The organism is Microbacterium sp. NPDC089695, assembly GCF_044749085.1.
Lineage (GTDB): Bacteria > Actinomycetota > Actinomycetes > Actinomycetales > Microbacteriaceae > Microbacterium.
The window spans coordinates 1,376,461-1,393,222 of sequence record NZ_JBIVHG010000001.1; the positions used below are offsets into that span (position 1 = coordinate 1,376,461).

Annotated in this window: 18 protein-coding genes; 12 read left to right on the forward strand and 6 right to left on the reverse strand. The window is 69.2% G+C overall.

Features of this window, described 5'->3' with window-relative positions; translation table 11 throughout:
- Nucleotides 1-55 precede the first annotated feature (55 nt).
- On the reverse strand, nucleotides 56-598 hold the full coding sequence (locus tag ACIPYT_RS06790) for a DUF2716 domain-containing protein (RefSeq protein WP_401071901.1): 543 nt from the start codon (nucleotides 596-598) through the stop codon (nucleotides 56-58).
- Nucleotides 599-669: 71 nt separating this feature from the next.
- On the opposite strand from ACIPYT_RS06790, the gene ACIPYT_RS06795 reads away from it, so the two are divergent.
- The 3 genes from ACIPYT_RS06795 (at nucleotide 670) to ACIPYT_RS06805 (ending at nucleotide 3,163) form a co-directional block, all read left to right on the forward strand.
- Complete coding sequence (locus tag ACIPYT_RS06795; RefSeq protein ID WP_401071903.1) at nucleotides 670-1,605, forward strand: D-alanyl-D-alanine carboxypeptidase family protein; 936 nt, start codon at nucleotides 670-672, stop codon at nucleotides 1,603-1,605.
- A 153-nt stretch (nucleotides 1,606-1,758) separates the two neighbouring features.
- Nucleotides 1,759-2,922, forward strand: coding sequence for an acyl-CoA dehydrogenase family protein (locus ACIPYT_RS06800; RefSeq protein WP_401071905.1), 1,164 nt, complete (start codon nucleotides 1,759-1,761; stop codon nucleotides 2,920-2,922).
- The gene (locus tag ACIPYT_RS06805; RefSeq protein WP_401071907.1) at nucleotides 2,840-3,163 is read left to right on the forward strand and encodes a type II toxin-antitoxin system PemK/MazF family toxin; all 324 of its coding nucleotides are present in this window, start codon (nucleotides 2,840-2,842) and stop codon (nucleotides 3,161-3,163) included. The genes ACIPYT_RS06800 and ACIPYT_RS06805 overlap by 83 nt, the downstream gene beginning before the upstream one ends.
- Before the next feature lie 17 nt (nucleotides 3,164-3,180).
- Here ACIPYT_RS06805 and ACIPYT_RS06810 read toward each other — a convergent pair whose 3' ends face one another.
- From ACIPYT_RS06810 to ACIPYT_RS06830, 5 genes are all read right to left on the reverse strand, one after another.
- The gene (locus ACIPYT_RS06810) at nucleotides 3,181-3,744 is read right to left on the reverse strand and encodes an ECF transporter S component (RefSeq protein ID WP_401071909.1); all 564 of its coding nucleotides are present in this window, start codon (nucleotides 3,742-3,744) and stop codon (nucleotides 3,181-3,183) included.
- Nucleotides 3,741-4,616, reverse strand: coding sequence for a siderophore-interacting protein (locus ACIPYT_RS06815; protein WP_401071911.1), 876 nt, complete (start codon nucleotides 4,614-4,616; stop codon nucleotides 3,741-3,743). Before ACIPYT_RS06815 ends, ACIPYT_RS06810 begins: the two co-directional genes overlap by 4 nt.
- 10 nt (nucleotides 4,617-4,626) lie before the next feature.
- A complete protein-coding gene (locus ACIPYT_RS06820) occupies nucleotides 4,627-5,445 on the reverse strand; it encodes an energy-coupling factor transporter transmembrane component T (RefSeq protein ID WP_401071913.1) in 819 nt (272 codons plus the stop codon).
- On the reverse strand, nucleotides 5,442-7,184 hold the full coding sequence (locus tag ACIPYT_RS06825) for an ABC transporter ATP-binding protein (protein WP_401071915.1): 1,743 nt from the start codon (nucleotides 7,182-7,184) through the stop codon (nucleotides 5,442-5,444). The genes ACIPYT_RS06820 and ACIPYT_RS06825 overlap by 4 nt, the downstream gene beginning before the upstream one ends.
- Before the next feature lie 87 nt (nucleotides 7,185-7,271).
- Complete coding sequence (locus ACIPYT_RS06830) at nucleotides 7,272-7,814, reverse strand: ECF transporter S component (protein WP_401071917.1); 543 nt, start codon at nucleotides 7,812-7,814, stop codon at nucleotides 7,272-7,274.
- 195 nt (nucleotides 7,815-8,009) lie between these two features.
- Between ACIPYT_RS06830 and ACIPYT_RS06835 the strand changes: the two genes are divergently transcribed.
- The 9 genes from ACIPYT_RS06835 (at nucleotide 8,010) to ACIPYT_RS06875 (ending at nucleotide 16,547) form a co-directional block, all read left to right on the forward strand.
- The gene (locus ACIPYT_RS06835) at nucleotides 8,010-10,292 is read left to right on the forward strand and encodes a carbon starvation CstA family protein (protein ID WP_401071919.1); all 2,283 of its coding nucleotides are present in this window, start codon (nucleotides 8,010-8,012) and stop codon (nucleotides 10,290-10,292) included.
- A gap of 1 nt (nucleotide 10,293) precedes the next feature.
- Entirely contained in the window at nucleotides 10,294-10,539 is a 246-nt protein-coding gene (locus ACIPYT_RS06840; RefSeq protein WP_401071921.1) for a YbdD/YjiX family protein, read from the forward strand.
- Nucleotides 10,540-10,577: 38 nt separating this feature from the next.
- Nucleotides 10,578-11,762 (forward strand): sensor histidine kinase, encoded by a 1,185-nt coding sequence (locus ACIPYT_RS06845; RefSeq protein WP_401071923.1) that lies wholly within the window; start codon nucleotides 10,578-10,580, stop codon nucleotides 11,760-11,762.
- A gap of 4 nt (nucleotides 11,763-11,766) precedes the next feature.
- Nucleotides 11,767-12,513 carry a LytR/AlgR family response regulator transcription factor gene (locus ACIPYT_RS06850; protein WP_401071925.1) on the forward strand — a complete coding sequence of 249 codons (747 nt, stop codon included), beginning with the start codon at nucleotides 11,767-11,769 and terminating at the stop codon, nucleotides 12,511-12,513.
- A complete protein-coding gene (locus ACIPYT_RS06855; protein WP_401071927.1) occupies nucleotides 12,510-12,884 on the forward strand; it encodes a heavy metal transporter in 375 nt (124 codons plus the stop codon). Before ACIPYT_RS06850 ends, ACIPYT_RS06855 begins: the two co-directional genes overlap by 4 nt.
- On the forward strand, nucleotides 12,881-14,338 hold the full coding sequence (locus tag ACIPYT_RS06860; protein ID WP_401071929.1) for a cation acetate symporter: 1,458 nt from the start codon (nucleotides 12,881-12,883) through the stop codon (nucleotides 14,336-14,338). The genes ACIPYT_RS06855 and ACIPYT_RS06860 overlap by 4 nt, the downstream gene beginning before the upstream one ends.
- A 188-nt stretch (nucleotides 14,339-14,526) precedes the next feature.
- Entirely contained in the window at nucleotides 14,527-15,096 is a 570-nt protein-coding gene (locus tag ACIPYT_RS06865) for a hypothetical protein (protein WP_401071931.1), read from the forward strand.
- Nucleotides 15,097-15,456: 360 nt separating this feature from the next.
- Nucleotides 15,457-15,993: a hypothetical protein gene (locus tag ACIPYT_RS06870; RefSeq protein ID WP_401071933.1), complete on the forward strand. Its 537-nt coding sequence runs from the start codon at nucleotides 15,457-15,459 to the stop codon at nucleotides 15,991-15,993.
- A gap of 38 nt (nucleotides 15,994-16,031) precedes the next feature.
- On the forward strand, nucleotides 16,032-16,547 hold the full coding sequence (locus ACIPYT_RS06875; RefSeq protein WP_401071935.1) for a hypothetical protein: 516 nt from the start codon (nucleotides 16,032-16,034) through the stop codon (nucleotides 16,545-16,547).
- Nucleotides 16,548-16,762: the final 215 nt, after the last annotated feature.

The window sequence follows — 16,762 nt, forward strand, 5'->3', positions numbered from 1 at the left end:
GAACATAAAGACGGATGTTAAGCAAGCGTCGTGCGAAGATAACTACGAAATGTATTCAGGGCGTCGTTATGGCGTCGTCGACCCTCACGACCGGCAGCCACGTCGCGAGCGTTCGTCCGAGAGTGCCGACCAGGCGCTCGCCCATGACGCACAGCGTCTGCTCCCACGGGTGGCCGAAGGTGCCCTCGGACAGGTCGGGGCTGAGGAAGGCGAAGTAGTCGCCGTCGGGGAACACCGTCGGCTGCGATCGGTTCACGTCGTCCCACTGCACGGGGGCGTCGTCGAGGCGTGGGTCGAACCACCACCCCGTGTGCTGCCAGTCGAGCACGACGAACTCGTCGACATCGCCGAGCGCCCACACGAAGCACCGCAGCGCCTCGGCGTTCACAGCGGCGAACGCGGCCACCAGCTCCGGTCCGCTCGGGATCGCCGAGAGATCGAACGTGATCGACGGCGTCGGCTCGGAGATCGCCGGCCACCCGGACGGATCCACCGAGGCGCGGAATCCGTACCGCGCCTCGAAACGATCCCACGCGGACTCTCGGTCGGCCGGGTCCATCTCACGCCACCCGGGGCGGCTGCTCGACGCTGTGCTCACCGGCCCACCCTACACAGCCGCGACCGCGCACCCTGGATGCAGCATCCGGGCAGTCGCGGCACAATGGAGGGATGACCCTCACGCCGCAGCCTCGGCATGCGGCGCCGCGTACCCCGATCAGCGGTCCCGCACTGCCCATCGGCGTCGCCGTGACCGCGATCGGCGTCCTGCTGTCGCTCGCCGCAGCACCGGTCGCGACCTCGGCGCAGCAGGACGCGGTCATGCCCGAGCCCGTCGTGATCGCCGAGGTCCCCGCCGTGCAGGTCGGTGCGACGACGGCCGCCGACCCGTGCTCGGAGCCGAGCGTGCTGGAGGCCATCGCGATCGCCGACGACGCGGCGATCATCGCGGGGTTCGGCGGGGGTGCGAGCTTCCAGGCCGCCGTCGTCGCAGGCAACGCGCCCTGTGTCGCGCTCGACGATCCGGCGCATGTCTGGGTCGTCGTGAACAAGGCCCGTCCGTTGAACCCGGTGGAGTTCGCGCCGGCATCGCTCACCGAGATCCCGCTGCAGATGACCACCCGCTCCGGGCAGGCGCGCGCCGACGTCGCCACCGCGGTCGGTGAGATGGCGGCCGCTGCGGTGGCCGAGGGCGTCGGCGAGATCGGCGCGAACAACGGCTACCGCTCGTACGATCTGCAGGTCTCGACGCATGCCGCGCACGTGCGCAACAGCGGGCAGACGCAGGCCGACGCCGCCTCGGCGCGAGCCGGCTTCAGCGAGCATCAGACCGGACTCGCCGTCGACGTCGTGGCGTGCTCTCCCGGATGCGGTGAGATCGACGCCTTCGGCGGCACGGCGCAGGGGGCGTGGGTCGCGGAGAACGCCTGGGAGTACGGCTTCATCGTGCGCTACGAGGAGGTCGGATCCGCCATCACCGGCTACAAGCCGGAGCCGTGGCATCTGCGCTACCTCGGTCATGAGCTCGCCGCGGCGTATCACCACGGCGGATTCCACACGCTGGAGGAGTTCTTCGGGCTGCCGGCCGCACCCGATTACGCCGACTGATCCGTCGCGAGAAGGGTGTCTGGCGGCATCCGACAATCGCGGTACCCAGTCCCATGGAATGTGGGATGCATTCTCACAACGCACTGTCGTCGCCTCGCTGTACCGGCATATGATCGCCGGAGCAACGACGCACGACACGTTCGGGAGGACGCCATGGAACGCGACATCTACGAAGAGGATCACGAGGCTTTCCGCGACCTCGTCAAGGATTTCGTCAAGCGGCACGTGAACAACGAGGCCATCGAACGGTGGGACGCCGCGGGCGAGATCGACCGCGACACCATGCTCGCCGCGGGTGAGGCAGGCCTCATCGGACTGTCCGTCCCCGAGGAGTTCGGCGGTGCGGGGATGCTGCAGGACTACCGCTTCCGCACGATCGTGATGGAGGAGGTCATCGCTTCGGGTGCCGGGTCGCTCGCCGGAGCGTTCGGGATCCAGGACGACCTCGCCGTGCCGTACCTCGTGCACATGGGCACGCAGGAGCAGAAGGAGAAATGGCTGCCCCGCATGGCCACGGGCGAGGTGCTCGGCGCGCTCGCGATGACCGATCCCGGAGCGGGGTCCGACCTCCGCGGTATCAAGACCAACGCAAAGAAGGTCGACGGGGGCTACATCCTCAACGGCGCCAAGACGTTCATCTCCTCGGGTGCGACCGCCGACGTCGTCGTGACGTTCGTGAAGACCGGCGAGGGCAACCGCCCCGATGCCTTCAGCCTGCTTCTCGTCGAGAAGGGCATGGAGGGCTTCGACCAGGGCAAGAAGCTCAGCAAGATGGGCTTCCACGGCTGGGACACCGCCGAGCTCAGCTTCACCGATGTGTTCATCCCCGACGAGAACCTCATCAGCGGCAAGGAGGGGCAGGGGTTCATCCAGCTCATGCTCAATCTGCCGCTCGAGCGTCTGTCGATCGGGGTCGCCGCGGCCGCCGCCGCGCAGGCCGCCCTCGACTGGACCGTCGCCTACACGAAAGACCGTGAGGCGTTCGGCGAGCGCATCGCCGACTTCCAGAACACCCGCTTCCGCCTCGCTGACATGGCCGCGACGACCGACGCGATGTGGGCCTACATCGACCGTGCGCTCCGCACGTACTCGCAGGGGAAGCTGTCGGCCGAGGACGCGGCGAAGGTCAAGTTCTGGGCCACCGAGCGCGAGTGGGAGGTGCTCGACATCGGCGTGCAGCTGCACGGCGGCTACGGCTACATCATGGAGTACCCGATCGCTCGAGCGTTCACGGATGCCCGGGTGCACCGCATCTACGGCGGCACGAACGAGATCATGCGCGACCTCGTGGGTCGGCAGATCGCCGGCAAGCGCTGAGTCGCTCCGGCCGACACCGGTCGAAAGAAGGAAAACGCTCCGGAAGCACCCGCTTCCGGAGCGTTTTCCGTCTTTCGACGCGCGGAGCGCGGGGGCGACCGGTCTGGACCGCGACTCGAAAGCACAGGCCGAACAGGTGCGCACCGTCGCCGTCGCGCGGATCGTGAGGCCCGTGGGGTGGGTACCCGCCGAGCTGATGGCGGCCGTCGACGAGGCGCTGCGTCTGCATCTGTCCCTGTGACCCGCACCCCGCGCGGGTCAGCGGGGAAGACGCGTGCCGACACCGGCCTTCCGCAGACGGTCGGCGATGAGGATGCCGAGGGCCGTGCCGCCCAGGCAGCTGGCCAGGGTGATCGCGAAGAACGCGATCTGCAGACCGAGATCGAAACTCCCCAGGTGGAACGACTGCCACGCGAGGATCGGATACAGGATGCCGACGATCGCCGCGCCCAGGTAGTGCAGCCAGGTGCCCCAGTAGCGCCACAGCACGAACAGGAACGGCAGCTCGGTGAACGCCGCCCACCACACGTTCGTCGCGACGCTGCTGAAGCCGTATCCCGAGAACGGCACGATCACGAGTCCCGCGAGGAGGCCGACGAGGAGGCCCACGAGCGGTCGGCGCAGCAGCCGCAGCGCGATCACCGAGGGGAGCAGCCAGAGCCCGGCGATGCCGACGCTCACGAACGGGAGGCCGGCGAACAACAGCGTCGAGATCCAGTTGGCCGGTGCGAGCAGGATGCCGCCGGCGACGCCGAGCGCCGCGCAGGTCAGCAGGATCGCGGTCGGGAACCGGAATCTCGGGCGGCTGGTCGCGTCGCTCATGCGAGGGGCTCCGCGGCAGCATCCCGCGCGGCCTTGGATGCCGGTGACGCGGCGCCGACCTTCCAGTACCCGCAGAAGCTCACGGCGTTCTTGTCGACGCCGCGTTCTCCGACGAGGTGCTTGCGCACCCCCGAGGCGAGGGACTGCTCACCGGCGGCGTAGGCGTGGAAGGGCGCGGACGGCAGCTCGAGGTCGTGCAGCAGCGACAGAGCGCGGGATCCGGGCGGGAACTCGTGCGGACGGGTGAGCCACACCACGTCGATCCCTTCCGGGTGCGGGAAGTGCAGAGCGTCGTCATCGCTCGGGACCTCGACGATCGCAGTGCCGGTCGCGGTCGCCGGCAGTGAAGCGCAGATCGAGGCGATCGCGGGCAGCGCCGTCTCGTCGCCGATCAGCACGACCCGGTCGACGCCGCGCTCGGGGTTGAACGCGAGCCCCTCGTCGATGATGAGCACGTTCTCGCCCGGCTCGCACGTCTCCGCCCAGCGCGACGCCGGGCCTGCGGTGCCGTCGGCGGCGGAGCCGTGCAGCACGAAGTCGACGTCGATCTCGGCCCCGGCATCCGCCGTCGCCGCCCGGTGCGCGCGCACGCTGTAGTTGCGCATCACGGGGCGCTCGCCGTCGGGGATGCGGAGGAACTTGAGGTAGCCGAACATCTTGTTCGCCTTCGCCGGTACGCGGTCGAGTCCGGCATCCCCTCCGATCGGCAGGAAAAGGCGGAACCACTGGTCGAAGCCCATCGGGCGGAACCGGTCGATCTCGCCGCCGCCGAGCGTGACCCTGATCCAGTGCGGGGCGAGGCGCTCCGTGCGCAGCACCGTGAGCTGCAGCAGCTCGGATGACTCGGGCTTGACCAACTTGCTGAATGCCATGGGATGCCTTTCAGGACAGCTGCCAGGGGAAGAACGCCGTGAAGATCGCGGCGGAGGCGAGGAGACACAGCGCGATGAACACGGTGTCGCGCACCCTGAACGGCACCAGATGCCGCTCGGTGCGGGTGGGATGCGCGCCGAAGGCGCGGGAGTCCATCGCGAGAGCCACACGCTCGGCATGACGGATGGCGCCCGCGAGCAGCGGGACGATGTACCCCCAGCCGCGGGCGATGCGCGCGAAGGGGCCGCTGCCGCCGTGGTGGCCGCGCACGCGGTGGGCGGCGCGGATGACCGAGAGCTCATGCCCGAAGCGCGGCACGAACCGGAACGCCGCCAGGGCCGTGTAGCCCACCCGATACGGCACGCGCAGCTGCTGCACGCTCGCGCGCACGAGGTCGGGGCCGCTCGTCGTGAGGCCGCCGATCAGGGCGAGGGCGATGATCGCACCGAGGCGGAGGGCGGTCGCGAAGCCGATCGCGAGCGCTCCCTGATGCAGGGTCCATTCGCCGATCCGCGCGATCGCGGGGGTGTCGGCGACGAGCGCGGCATCGACCCAGATCGAGAACCCGAGTCCGATCGCGACGATGCCGAGGGGCAGGAGGCCGAACAGCAGTGCAGCGAGGCGCCCGGTGAGTCGCGCTCCAACCAGGATCGTCACGAGTGCGAGCATGAGGAACGCCCCGGGGGTCGCGAGATCGCGCACGAAGATCAGCAGCACCATCGCCGGGATGACGCCCGCGACCTTCGCGAGCGGGTTCAGCGCGTAGAGGAACTGCCGCGGCGAGGATGCCGTGACCGCGGCGTACGGGTCGAATGTCGAGACGCTCATGCGAGCTCCCGTCCGGCGGCGGCGAGCACGCGCTGCAGCGGGGGGAGTCGCAGCCCCGCCGCGCGGAACGTCTGCTCGTCGGCGAACAGCGTCGAGGTCGCCCCCGCGGCGTGCACCCGGCCCTCGTGGAGGATCACGGTGTGCGTCGCGTGCTCGGCGACGAGCTGCAGGTCGTGCGTCACGATGAGGATGGTCGTGCCCTCGTCGCGCAGGTCGTGCAGCAGAGCGAGCAGCTCGGATGCCCGGGCTCGGTCCTGGCCGAACGTCGGCTCGTCGAGGGCCAGTACCCGCGGACGCGTGATCAGCGCGGTTCCGACCGAGAGCCGCCGCTTCTCCCCGCCCGAGAGCAGGAACGGGTGCACGTCCGCCTTGGCCTCGATGCCGAATCGCTCGAGCATCGACCCGACGCGCTCGGCGATCTCGGCATCCGGAGTGCGTCGCAGCCGCAGGCCGTGCGCGAGCTCGTCGAACACGGTGTGCGTGATGAACTGGTGCTCGGGGTTCTGGAACACGAAGCCGATGCGGCTCGCCAGCTCGCGCGGCGACGCGGATGCCGGGTCGACGCCGTCGACCGTCACCTGTCGCTTCGGCGGCGGCACCACGCCCGCGAGCGACTGCAGCAGCGTGGTCTTCCCCGCGCCGTTCGTGCCGACGATCGCGGTGAGGGTGCCGGGTGCGATCTCGAGGTCGATCCCGTGCAGGATCTCGGTGCGATGGCGTCGCACCGTCAGACCGGAGGCACGGATGATCGGGGTGTCGGGGGTCGCCCCGCGATCGAGGTCGGTCCTGGTCGTTGAGCGAGCGGAGCGAGACGAAACGGGGTGAGCCGATCCGCGGTGAGTAGCGCGTTTCGTCTCGTCGCTGCGCTCCTCGCTCAACGATCGGGGTGCAGCGAGCGCCGCGGCGAGCTCGTCGGGCGTGAGCGGCAGCGGGTCGAAGCGCGCGCCGGCATCCTGCATCCGGAGGGCGGCGAGCGTCGCGGCGGGCAGCCAGACCCCCATGTCGAGAAGCTCGTCGACGTGGCCGCGGATGACGTCGGCCGGCACCCCGTCGAACGCGACCCGTCCCGCGCGATCGAGCACGATCGTCCGCGTCACGAAAGCCATGGCCGCATCGAGGTTGTGCTCGACGAGCAGGATCGCCCGGTCGCCGGCCGCGATCACGTCGGCGAGCGCCGCGTACACGTCGTCGATGCCCTGCGGGTCGAGGTTCGCGGTCGGCTCGTCGAGCACGATCAGTGGCGAGCCCATCGCGAGCGCGCAGCCGATCGCGAGGCGCTGGCGTCCGCCGCCCGAGAGCCGGTCGGGGTTCTCGTCTCGACGCTCCCACAGCCCGACCCGGCGCAGGGCGTCTTCGACGCGCGCGTGCACCTCGTCGAGCGGCAGCAGCAGGTTCTCGGGGCCGAACGCGACCTCGTCGTACACCGTACCGGTGACGATCTGCGCGTCGGGATCCTGGAACACCATGGCGACGTGCGTGCTGAGCGTGGAGGTGAGCGCATCGGCCGTATCGATGCCGCCCGCCGAGACGGTGCCCGTCATGGTCGAGGGGACCGCGTGCGGGATGAGGCCGTTGAGTGCGAGCGTCAGCGTGGACTTACCGGAGCCGGATGGCCCGAGCAGCAGCACGACCTCGCCGGGGCGGATGTCGAACGTGACGTCTCCGGGGGAGGGGTGCGCGGCATCCGCGTGCGTGATCGAGAGGTCGCGCACGCTCAGCAGAGGCTCGGTCGAGCGCACGGCATCACCCCGGGTCGGCGGATCGGTACCGTTCCAACTTAGCCGAGCCTTACCTACGCCGCCACGCGGTCGGCGCGGAGCGGCGGTTCAGCGGCGGGCGACGCCGGCGCGGCTCAGCGCCGTGCCGACCGCGAGGCCGACTGCGGTCCAGGCGATCGGGCCGAGCACCGAGACGGCCAGGTACGCGATCTGCGCCCAGGGCGCGAGAGTGCCGAGGTGCGCCGCGAAGAACACGACGACCGCGACCACGACGCCGATCACGCCCGCCGACACGAAGAAGCGCCAGGCGCCCCATGCGCGATACCGCGTGAGAGCTGCGACGCCCTCCTGGATCGCTCCGAACAGCAATGCCGTGCCGATGAAACGGAGCGCCCACGCAGGGTTGAAAGCGCTCGCGATCAGCGCGGCGATCACGTGCGTGACCAGCGCGACGAGAGGGCGGCGCAGCACCTCCTGCGCGATGATGCCCGGTAGCACGTGCGAGCCGAGCACGAGCCCGTACAGGTAGGGGGTCAGCACCAGCACGCCCGGGGTGATGAGGCCGGCGATGCCGCCCAGGATGCCGGTCGCGACGCCGATCGCGGCGCACACGAGCAGCACGCGGGTCGTCAGAACAGGGGTGCGGGCCACGCCTCCAGCCTACTTGCGCTCCACAGGGACGGATGCCGTCGGAAGCCGTGGAAAACCGCGGATGCCGGCCTGCCCGGCATCCGTTCGTCGCACGGTCCGCACCGCTCGTCGCACGGGGTCCGCCCCGGCATCCGCCCTCCGGTGGTCGATCCCTAGCGTGGGTGAACGCAAAGACGCGCACCCTGAGGAGACCCCATGACCGCATCCTCGCCGCACAGCCGCGGCGCAACGACCTCCGACGACGACCCCGTGATCGTCACCGACCCGAAGCTCCCGCCCGTCGCCCTCACCGAAGCGCACCACGAGCGCTCGGCGCGCTGGACGCTGCCGAAGATCCTGCTGTGGACGGCCATCGCCCTGCTCGGCGGCGTGGCCTGGGTGATGCTCGCGATCGTCCGCGGCGAGACCGTGAACGCGATCTGGTTCGTGTTCGCCGCGGTATGCACCTACCTGATCGGCTACCGCTTCTACTCCAAGGTCATCGAGCGCTACATCACGCGCCCCGACGACCGCCGTGCCACCCCGGCCGAGGTCAAGCAGGACGGCAAGGACTACGTCCCCACCGACCGGCGCGTGCTCTACGGCCACCACTTCGCCGCGATCGCCGGCGCCGGTCCTCTCGTCGGCCCCGTGCTCGCCGCGCAGATGGGCTACCTCCCCGGCACGATCTGGATCATCGTCGGCGTCGTGCTCGCGGGGGCCGTGCAGGACTACACGGTGCTCTTCTTCTCGATGCGCCGCGGCGGCCGCACGATCGGCCAGATGGCCCGTCAGGAGCTGGGCAAGATCGGCGGCACGGCCGCGATCATCGCCTCGCTGCTCATCATGCTCATCATCGTCGCGATCCTCGCGCTCGTGGTGGTGAACGCACTCGGCGAGAGCCCGTGGGGCGTCTTCTCGGTCGCGATGACCATCCCGATCGCCCTGTTCATGGGCGTGTACCTGCGGTACCTGCGTCCGGGCAAGGTCACCGAGGTGTCGATCATCGGCTTCGTGCTGCTCATGGCCGCGATCATCGCGGGCGGCTGGGTCGCGGGCACCGAATGGGGCCAGGCGATCTTCCACCTCGACCGCACCACGATCGCGTGGGGCATCATCGTCTACGGCTTCATCGCAGCTGTGCTCCCCGTCTGGCTGCTGCTCGCCCCGCGCGACTACCTGTCGACGTTCATGAAGATCGGCGTCATCGTGATGCTGGCCGGCGCGATCGTGCTCGTGCGTCCCGAGATCTCCGTCCCGGCGGTGAGCGTGTTCGGCGAGAACGGCATGGGTCCGGTGTTCGCGGGTCCGCTCTTCCCGTTCCTGTTCGTGACGATCGCGTGCGGAGCCCTGTCGGGGTTCCATGCGCTGATCGCCTCGGGCACCACCCCGAAGCTCGTCGAGAAGGAGCGTCAGACGCGCTTCATCGGCTACGGCGGGATGCTCATGGAGTCGTTCGTCGCGATCATGGCGCTCGTCGCCGCGATCTCGATCGACCAGGGCATCTACTTCGCGATGAACGCGCCGACAGCCGCCACCGGCGGTACCGTCGAGGGAGCCGTCGTCTTCGTGAACTCCTTGGGCCTGACGGGGGTGAACCTCACACCCGAGATGCTCACAGGCACGGCCGCGGCGGTCGGCGAGGAGTCGATCGTGTCGCGCACCGGCGGCGCCCCGACGCTCGCCCTCGGCCTCGCGCACATCATGCAGCAGGCACTCGGAGGCCAGGCGCTCATGGCGTTCTGGTACCACTTCGCGATCATGTTCGAGGCGCTGTTCATCCTCACCGCGGTGGATGCCGGAACCCGTGTCGCCCGCTTCATGCTGCAGGACTCGATCGGCGCCTGGGTCCCCAAGTTCCGTGACGTCTCGTGGCGTCCCGGTGTGTGGATCTGCACCGCGATCATGGTGGCCGGCTGGGGAGCGATCCTCATCCTCGGCGTCACCGACCCGCTCGGCGGCATCAACACGTTCTTCCCGCTGTTCGGCATCGCGAACCAGCTGCTCGCCGCGATCGCGCTCGCCGTGGTTCTCGCGATCGTCGCGAAGCGCGGGCGGTCGTACGTCAAGTGGCTGTGGATCATCGGCCTGCCGCTCGCGTTCACCGCGGTCGTCACGATCACGGCGTCGCTGTACAAGATCCTGTCGCCGGTCCCCGCGATCGGCTACTGGGCGAACCACTTCAAGTACGTCGCCGCCCGCGACAGCGGCGACACGTCGCTCGGCGAGCCGCAGGTGCTCGAGGCCGTCATCCGCAACACGGCGGTGCAGGGAACGCTGTCGATCATCTTCGTGACGCTCGCGATCATCGTGATGATCGCTGCGGTGATCGCGACGATCAAGGCGATCCGCAACGGCGGCGGCGAGAACACCGAGGACGAGCCGACCCCGTCGCGGCGCTACGCCCCGGCGGGCTTCCTCCCCACTGCCGAGGAGCGCGAGCTCGAGAAGCAGTGGGAGCCGATCCTCGCCGACGAGCGCAGGGCGTCGAGTCACTGAGATGACCGACACCGTGAATCGGACGGATGCCGCGACCACCGCTCTGCGGGCACTCTGGTGCACCGCAGGGCGGGTGGGCCGCGGCATCCGCTGGTACATGACGACGCTGATGGGCGACACGGCCTACGCGACCTATGTCGCCCATCACCGCCGCCACCACCCCGATGAGGAGCCGTTGTCCGAACGGCAGTTCTGGCGGCAGCGCATGGACGACCAGGACCGCAACCCCGGCGCCCGCTGCTGCTGACGCCGTGGCGCGGATGCCGGGATGCCTAGGCTGAGGGCATGAACGACGTCGTCCTGGCCGCGATCCTCGGCGCGCTCGGCGGCATCGTGCTGACCGTGCTCCTGCTGCTCGCCCGACGGCTCGCACGCGGGTCGGCCGATCTCGGCAGCGATGCCGAGCGGGCGGGGCTGCAGGCGCTGCATCAGGCGAGCCTCGCGGCACCTCACCTGCGTGCGGGGCTGGCCTCGCCCGACGTGGTGAAGGCCGCGCGGCATCTGCGCGTGCTCCTCGGCAGCGCCGCCGTCGCGATCGTGGGCGCCGACGACGCCCTGTCGTTCGACGGGCCGTCCGAGGGACTGGAGTCCGCGGCGCTGCGCATCGCGCGACAGGTGCGTGAATCGGGCCGACGACAGGTGTTCCCCTCGCCGGGAGGCGCGTCCGACGACCTCGAGGCGGTGGGTGCGCCGATCGTCGTCGACGGCGAGGTCATCGGCGCGGTCGTGGCGTTCGCGGCTCCGGTCGGCGCCGCGCTGGTGCGTGCGGCCGAGGAGGTCGCCGACTGGTGCGCCGCGCAGGTCGAGCTCGGCAGCCTCGATGCCTCGCGCACGCAGCTCGCCGAGGCGGAGCTGCGGTCGCTCCGCGCGCAGATCTCCCCGCACTTCATCTACAACGCCCTCACCGCGATCGCGTCGTTCATCCACACCGACCCCGTGCGGGCGCGGGACCTCGTGCTCGAATTCGCCGACTTCACGCGCTACTCCTTCCGCCGGCAGGGCGAGTTCACGACCCTGGCCGAGGAGCTGGGCAGCATCCACTCGTTCCTCGAGCTCGAACGGGCGCGGTTCGGCGAGCGGCTGCGGGTCACCCTGCAGATCGCGCCCGAGACGCTCGCGACCGTCATCCCGTTCCTGTCTGTGCAGCCGTTGGTCGAGAACGCCGTGCGGCACGGGATCGAGCCGGGCGAGGGCGGCGGCGAGATCCGCATCGTGTCGCGCGACGACGGCACGCACACCGAGATCACGGTCGAGGACGACGGGATCGGCATGGACCCCGACGGCCTGCGTGCCACGCTCACCGCGGCCGACGACGGTCTGCACGTCGGGCTGCGCAACGTCGACACCCGGCTGCGACAGGTCTACGGGGCCGAGGGCGGTCTCGTGGTCGAGACGAACACCGGCGCGGGTACCCTGGTGCGCATGCGGGTGCCCAAGTCGCAGCCGCAGCACGATCCCGAAGGCGACTGAACCGATGACGACAGACGCGCACCAGATCGACGTCCTCGTCGCCGACGACGAGAAGCCGGCGCTCGACGAACTCGTGCACCTGCTGCGCCTCGACGCGCGGATCGGAGAGGTGCTCTCGGTCTCGTCGGGCGCGGAGGCGCTGCGGATGCTGTCGCAGCGCGCCGTGCGCATCGCGTTCCTCGACATCCACATGCCGGGTCTGCTGGGCACCGAGCTCGCCCGGTCGATGCTCGCGCTCGCCGCGCCTCCCGCCGTCGTGTTCGTCACGGCCGACGAGGCCCGCGCGGTCGAGGCCTTCGAGCTGCGCGCCGCCGACTACCTGCTCAAACCCGTGCGCGTCGAGCGGCTGCGTCAGGCGATCGACCGGGTCGTCGATCTGGGCGAGCCCACCGCGCCCGCCGACGACGAGATGGTGCCCGTGACGGTGGGGTCGACCGTGCGGTTCGTGCGGCGCAGCGAGGTGCGCTGGGTGCAGGCGCAGGGCGACTACTCCCGCCTGCACACCGCCGACGGCGGGCATCTCGTGCGCATCCCGATCTCCGAGCTCGAGACGCGGTGGATGGATGCCGGTTTCCTGCGCGTGCACCGCTCGACCCTCGTGCGCTCAGCGGCCGTCACCGAGGCCCGCCTCTCCGGCTCCGACCCCGTCGTGGTGGTCGACCAGGCCGTGCTGCCCGTTAGCAGGCGTCTCATCCCGGTGGTGCGCGAGGCGCTGGTGCGGGCAGGCGCCAGGGCGGAGGGCTCGGGATGAGCGAGTCGCCGAAGCGCGTGCGCGTCACGGCGGATGCATCGGTGCGGCGGTCGACGCCCGTCACGCGGGGCATCGCGCTGCCCGGTGCGCCCGTCGACGACGCGGATGCCGTGTTCACGCGCGCGCTCATGCGCAGCCAGCTGCGCCTCGCCCTCGGCACGGTCGCGGGGTTCGTGCTGGTCGTGGTCGCCCTGACCCTGACGGTCGCGCTGATCCCCGAGATCGATCAGTTCGTGGTGTGGGGGCTGCCGCTGTCATGGCTGCTGCAGGCGTACGCGTTCTACCCCGTCATCCTCGTGTTCGCCGTGCTGTACGTGCGCACGGCCGCACGCAACGAGAAACGCTTCCGGGCGCTCCGGGATCGCGAGTGAACGCGGTGATGGACCTCGTCGGCATCGCCCTGGTGGTGGTCGCGACGCTGCCGATCGGCGTGTACGGGCTGCGCATCTCCCGCACGACCGGCGACTTCTTCGTCGCCTCGCGCACGGTGCGGCCGGTGTGGAACGCCTCGGCCATCAGCGGCGAGTACCTCTCGGCGGGCACGTTCCTCGGGCTCTCGGGACTCGTGCTCCTCGACGGCGCCCGCGGGTTCTGGTTCCCGATCGGGTACGCGGCCGGATACCTCCTGGTGCTCGTGTTCGTGGCGGCGCCCCTGCGCCGCAGCGGCGCGTACACGATCCCGGACTTCATGGAGGCACGGCTCGAGTCGACGGCGGCCCGACGGGTGACGAGCATCGCGGTGCTCGTGATCGGCTGGCTGTACATCGTTCCGCAGCTGCACGGCGCCGGCATCACGCTGCTCGTGGTCGCGGGCGTGCCGGAGTGGGTGGGGGCGGTGCTCGTGGCGGTGCTCGTCGCGGCGGCGGTGGCCGCCGGAGGCATGCGGGCGATCACCTACGTGCAGGCGTTCCAGTACTGGCTCAAGCTCACGGCGCTGCTCGTGCCGGTGGTGTGCATCGCGTTCGCGCTCAGCGGTGGTCCGCATGACTTCGACCCGGCGCTGGTGTTCCCCGCCGAGGCCGGCCCCTCGGGGTTCGACGCCTACGAGACGGCATCCCTGCTCCTCGCCCTGCTGCTCGGCACCATGGGGTTGCCGCACGTACTCGTGCGGTTCTACACGAGCCCGACGGGTGTCTCGGCGCGGCGGACGACCGTGATCGTGATCGCGATGGTCAGCGCGTTCTACGCGGTGTCGAGCACGATGGGGCTCCTTGCCCGCATCGCCGCTCCCGACCTGGCCGTGCCCGGGGCGGCCGACACGGTCGTGCTGCTGCTGCCGTCGCGGGTGTTCCCCGGTGTCGCCGGCGAGCTGCTCACGGCGCTCATCGTCGCAGGGGCGTTCGCCGCGTTCCTCGCGACCTCTGCCGGGCTCGTCGTCTCGCTCGCCGGGGTGATCAGTCAGGACGTGTTCTCGGGATCCGTCCGCTCCTTCCGCCTGTCGGCCGTGCTCTGCGCGCTCGTGCCGCTCGCGGTCGCCCTGCTCACGGCCCCCGCGGGCCTGGGATCGAGCGTCGGCGTGGTGTTCGTGGTGGCCGCGTCGACCCTGTCGCCCGTCGTGCTGCTGGGCGTGTGGTGGCGTGGGCTCACCGCACGAGGAGCGGTCGCCGGGATGCTGTCGGGCGGCCTCGCCGCGGGTCTCGCCCTGCTCGTGCACGCCGCGGTCGGCGGGGTGGGCGTCGCCGCGCCGTATCTCGCCCAACCGGCGGCGTGGACCATCCCGCTCGCCACGGCTGTCACGGTCGTCGTGTCTCTTCTCGACCCGCGGGGTCCGTCGCCCCGCACCGCACGCTTCCTCTCTCGCGTGCACTCGCCCGAGCGGGGCTGAAAGCGCTCGGCTGCGAGTGCGGCGGCGGTCGCCGGCACACCAGACGGAATATATCGATCGGATATCGCTAGGAGTTGTCTGAGTGCGGTATTTCTTATCTGCATCTCTCCTCCGGCGGGTGTGAAGGTTCACGGGCTCACGCCCCCTCCGAGAGGTTCGACGCCATGGCGCGCGTTTAGGGTTCCTGGGTGCTCGCGATGTTCACCGCGGTCGCGGTCGTCATCGCCGGCTTGACTCTTCCGCACGCGGAAGCTGCGGCGGTGAGTACTGACGATCTGGTCGCACCGGTGCTGGATTCTCAGCCTTCTGTCATCACGAAGCCGAAGGCCCCGTCCGGCGACTTCGCGCCGGTGCAGGCACCGGCGTCGGAGCCAGAGTCACCGGAGCTGGCAGAGCCGGCATCCGTCGAGAACGGGGTCGATCGAGGGGGCCTCGTCCTGGAGTCGCGGAGCGAGTACCAGAACGTGTTCGTCGATGGAGACGGGGCGCAGGTCGTGCAGCTGTCGCCGAAGCCCTTGAACGTCAAAAACGACGACGGCGAGTGGGTGGAGATAGATGCGGCGTTCGGAGGCTCCCCCGACGGATGGGGTGTCGAGCTTCACCCGTTGTCGCCGCGGATCGATGAGAATCGCAGTGGTGGGCGCGAGTTGATCGTCGAGCGACATGGCCACGAGGTCAGCTTCTCGTTAATGGATGCCGATGCTGGCGACTGGGAATCGCCCTTCTGGTTCTGGGATGACTGGTCCACACCCTTCTAAAGAAGGATCCGATCATTCAGCGGTTTACCTCTCGAGGGAAGACTGCCACAAATGCCTATAACCCATCGGGGTGGAATTACCATACTTATGTGGGTCGTTCATATTCGGTAATTGGTTACGCGGGGCGGGGGAGAGGAATTCATATTGCACACTAGGTGCGAATCTGGCAGCATCACGATTGGGTTCGCGTCCGCGGGGGAGTTCGCGGGCTCCCTCGTTGGAGTGCACACTCCGACCGCTGGCGACGACGCGTGGGGGTGGTTCCGATGCTGGACTCCGCATTGGTACGTCTTAAGTGTTGAAGAGAATGAGATTCCGCAGGACCACTCCCGCTCTCTCCGCGATTCGCTGGAGGGTGCCTTGGCCGGCGCGGAGGCCGAGCAGATCGTGGGTGCTCTGATTGACCGTGACTTCTTAGAGATAGTCCGCGGTCCGCGCGAAGGTCGCACCCTCAGTCTATCGGGCCGCATCAGCGAGGCGGTGTACGCCGATAGCGACGTGGTCTCGCTGGCGATGCGCCTTCCGCTTCTGCGAGCGATGGCACGTGCGGATCTGCTCGGCGAAGATCTCCTGCGACGTGTTCAAGATGCGGCCGCAGAGTCGGACGATCGCGCGATCGAGGCACTGCTCAAGTTCTGCCGAAAGACTTCAATCGTTGAGCGGGAACAGCTGTCTCCGGACGCCGCGGTCCGTTGGTGGTTCGCGTCACTGGCAACCCGAATGAGAGATTGTCCGCGCGAGAATCAATCCGCGTATCTCCGCGACGCTCGGCGGATGTTGACCGCGATACTCAATCGGGACTCGATCTGGGTATCAGGCGATTGGTCGGACTACCTATGCGAGATGACCCGCCTTGCCGTGCTGCGGCTCGCCGGCACCGATGGTTCATTGAGTTGAACGTCCACTTGCGCCAGCATTCCGAGTGGGGAGATTTCATGTCACTGCTGGGTGAAGACTTGCTCAAGAAAGCACGCGCTGAACGAATGAGGCGACTCGGCGGGTCCTCCGTGTTCCTCGGCATCTGCCCTTCGGTCTTTCTGCTTGTTTCGTCGTCAAGTGCTCCTGCTGTCGCAACGCTCGTCGCGGTCGGCACTCTCGCTTTGTGTCTGTGGCTATGGATCAGAGTGGCCGTGACCGGAGTTCGCGCCACGGCCGACCAGTTCAACGTCACTTCATGGTGGCGTCGGCGGGTGTATTCAAGGCGCGCGGCGGCTCGGTTCCGCGCTGAACCCTACTATGGCTGGTTCTTCGTTCTCGGGTGGACGGTGAACGCGGGCCGCGCGCAGAGCGGCGAACTGGTCATGGAGATGCGTAGTGGACGTCGAGTTCGCCTCGGTGGCACCGTATGCAATCTGCGTACCGCGCGACGAATCGCCGAGAACCTGAATCAATGGCTCGGAATAGAAGAGGGCTCGGGCACGGGCCCACGCCGCTCGCTTCGAGGTGAGTGACGAGATCGGCACGCACGGACGACGAGATCGCGGTCCGCTCATCTCGGCGACGCTCGATGGATGCTGCGTGCGATTCTCCACTGCGACGCGCGAGCGCTCCCAGCCATGAGAGCGACAAGAAATGGCGTACTGGTCTTTCGTCTAGGGTTTCGACCCGAACCTGGCAATCCCGTGTGAGCCGGGACTACTTTGATCGGCATTGCGGCACGAGGCCG

Excerpts from the sequence above, each read along its gene's own strand:
- ACIPYT_RS06795 (WP_401071903.1), top strand. The coding sequence starts at position 670 with ATGACCCTCACGCCGCAGCCTCGGCATGCGGCGCCGCGTACCCCGATC.
- ACIPYT_RS06800 (WP_401071905.1), top strand. The coding sequence starts at position 1,759 with ATGGAACGCGACATCTACGAAGAGGATCACGAGGCTTTCCGCGACCTC.
- ACIPYT_RS06805 (WP_401071907.1), top strand. The coding sequence starts at position 2,840 with ATGCCCGGGTGCACCGCATCTACGGCGGCACGAACGAGATCATGCGCG.
- ACIPYT_RS06810 (WP_401071909.1), bottom strand. The coding sequence starts at position 3,744 with ATGAGCGACGCGACCAGCCGCCCGAGATTCCGGTTCCCGACCGCGATC.
- ACIPYT_RS06815 (WP_401071911.1), bottom strand. The coding sequence starts at position 4,616 with ATGGCATTCAGCAAGTTGGTCAAGCCCGAGTCATCCGAGCTGCTGCAG.
- ACIPYT_RS06820 (WP_401071913.1), bottom strand. The coding sequence starts at position 5,445 with ATGAGCGTCTCGACATTCGACCCGTACGCCGCGGTCACGGCATCCTCG.
- ACIPYT_RS06835 (WP_401071919.1), top strand. The coding sequence starts at position 8,010 with ATGACCGCATCCTCGCCGCACAGCCGCGGCGCAACGACCTCCGACGAC.
- ACIPYT_RS06840 (WP_401071921.1), top strand. The coding sequence starts at position 10,294 with ATGACCGACACCGTGAATCGGACGGATGCCGCGACCACCGCTCTGCGG.
- ACIPYT_RS06845 (WP_401071923.1), top strand. The coding sequence starts at position 10,578 with ATGAACGACGTCGTCCTGGCCGCGATCCTCGGCGCGCTCGGCGGCATC.
- ACIPYT_RS06850 (WP_401071925.1), top strand. The coding sequence starts at position 11,767 with ATGACGACAGACGCGCACCAGATCGACGTCCTCGTCGCCGACGACGAG.
- ACIPYT_RS06855 (WP_401071927.1), top strand. The coding sequence starts at position 12,510 with ATGAGCGAGTCGCCGAAGCGCGTGCGCGTCACGGCGGATGCATCGGTG.
- ACIPYT_RS06875 (WP_401071935.1), top strand. The coding sequence starts at position 16,032 with ATGTCACTGCTGGGTGAAGACTTGCTCAAGAAAGCACGCGCTGAACGA.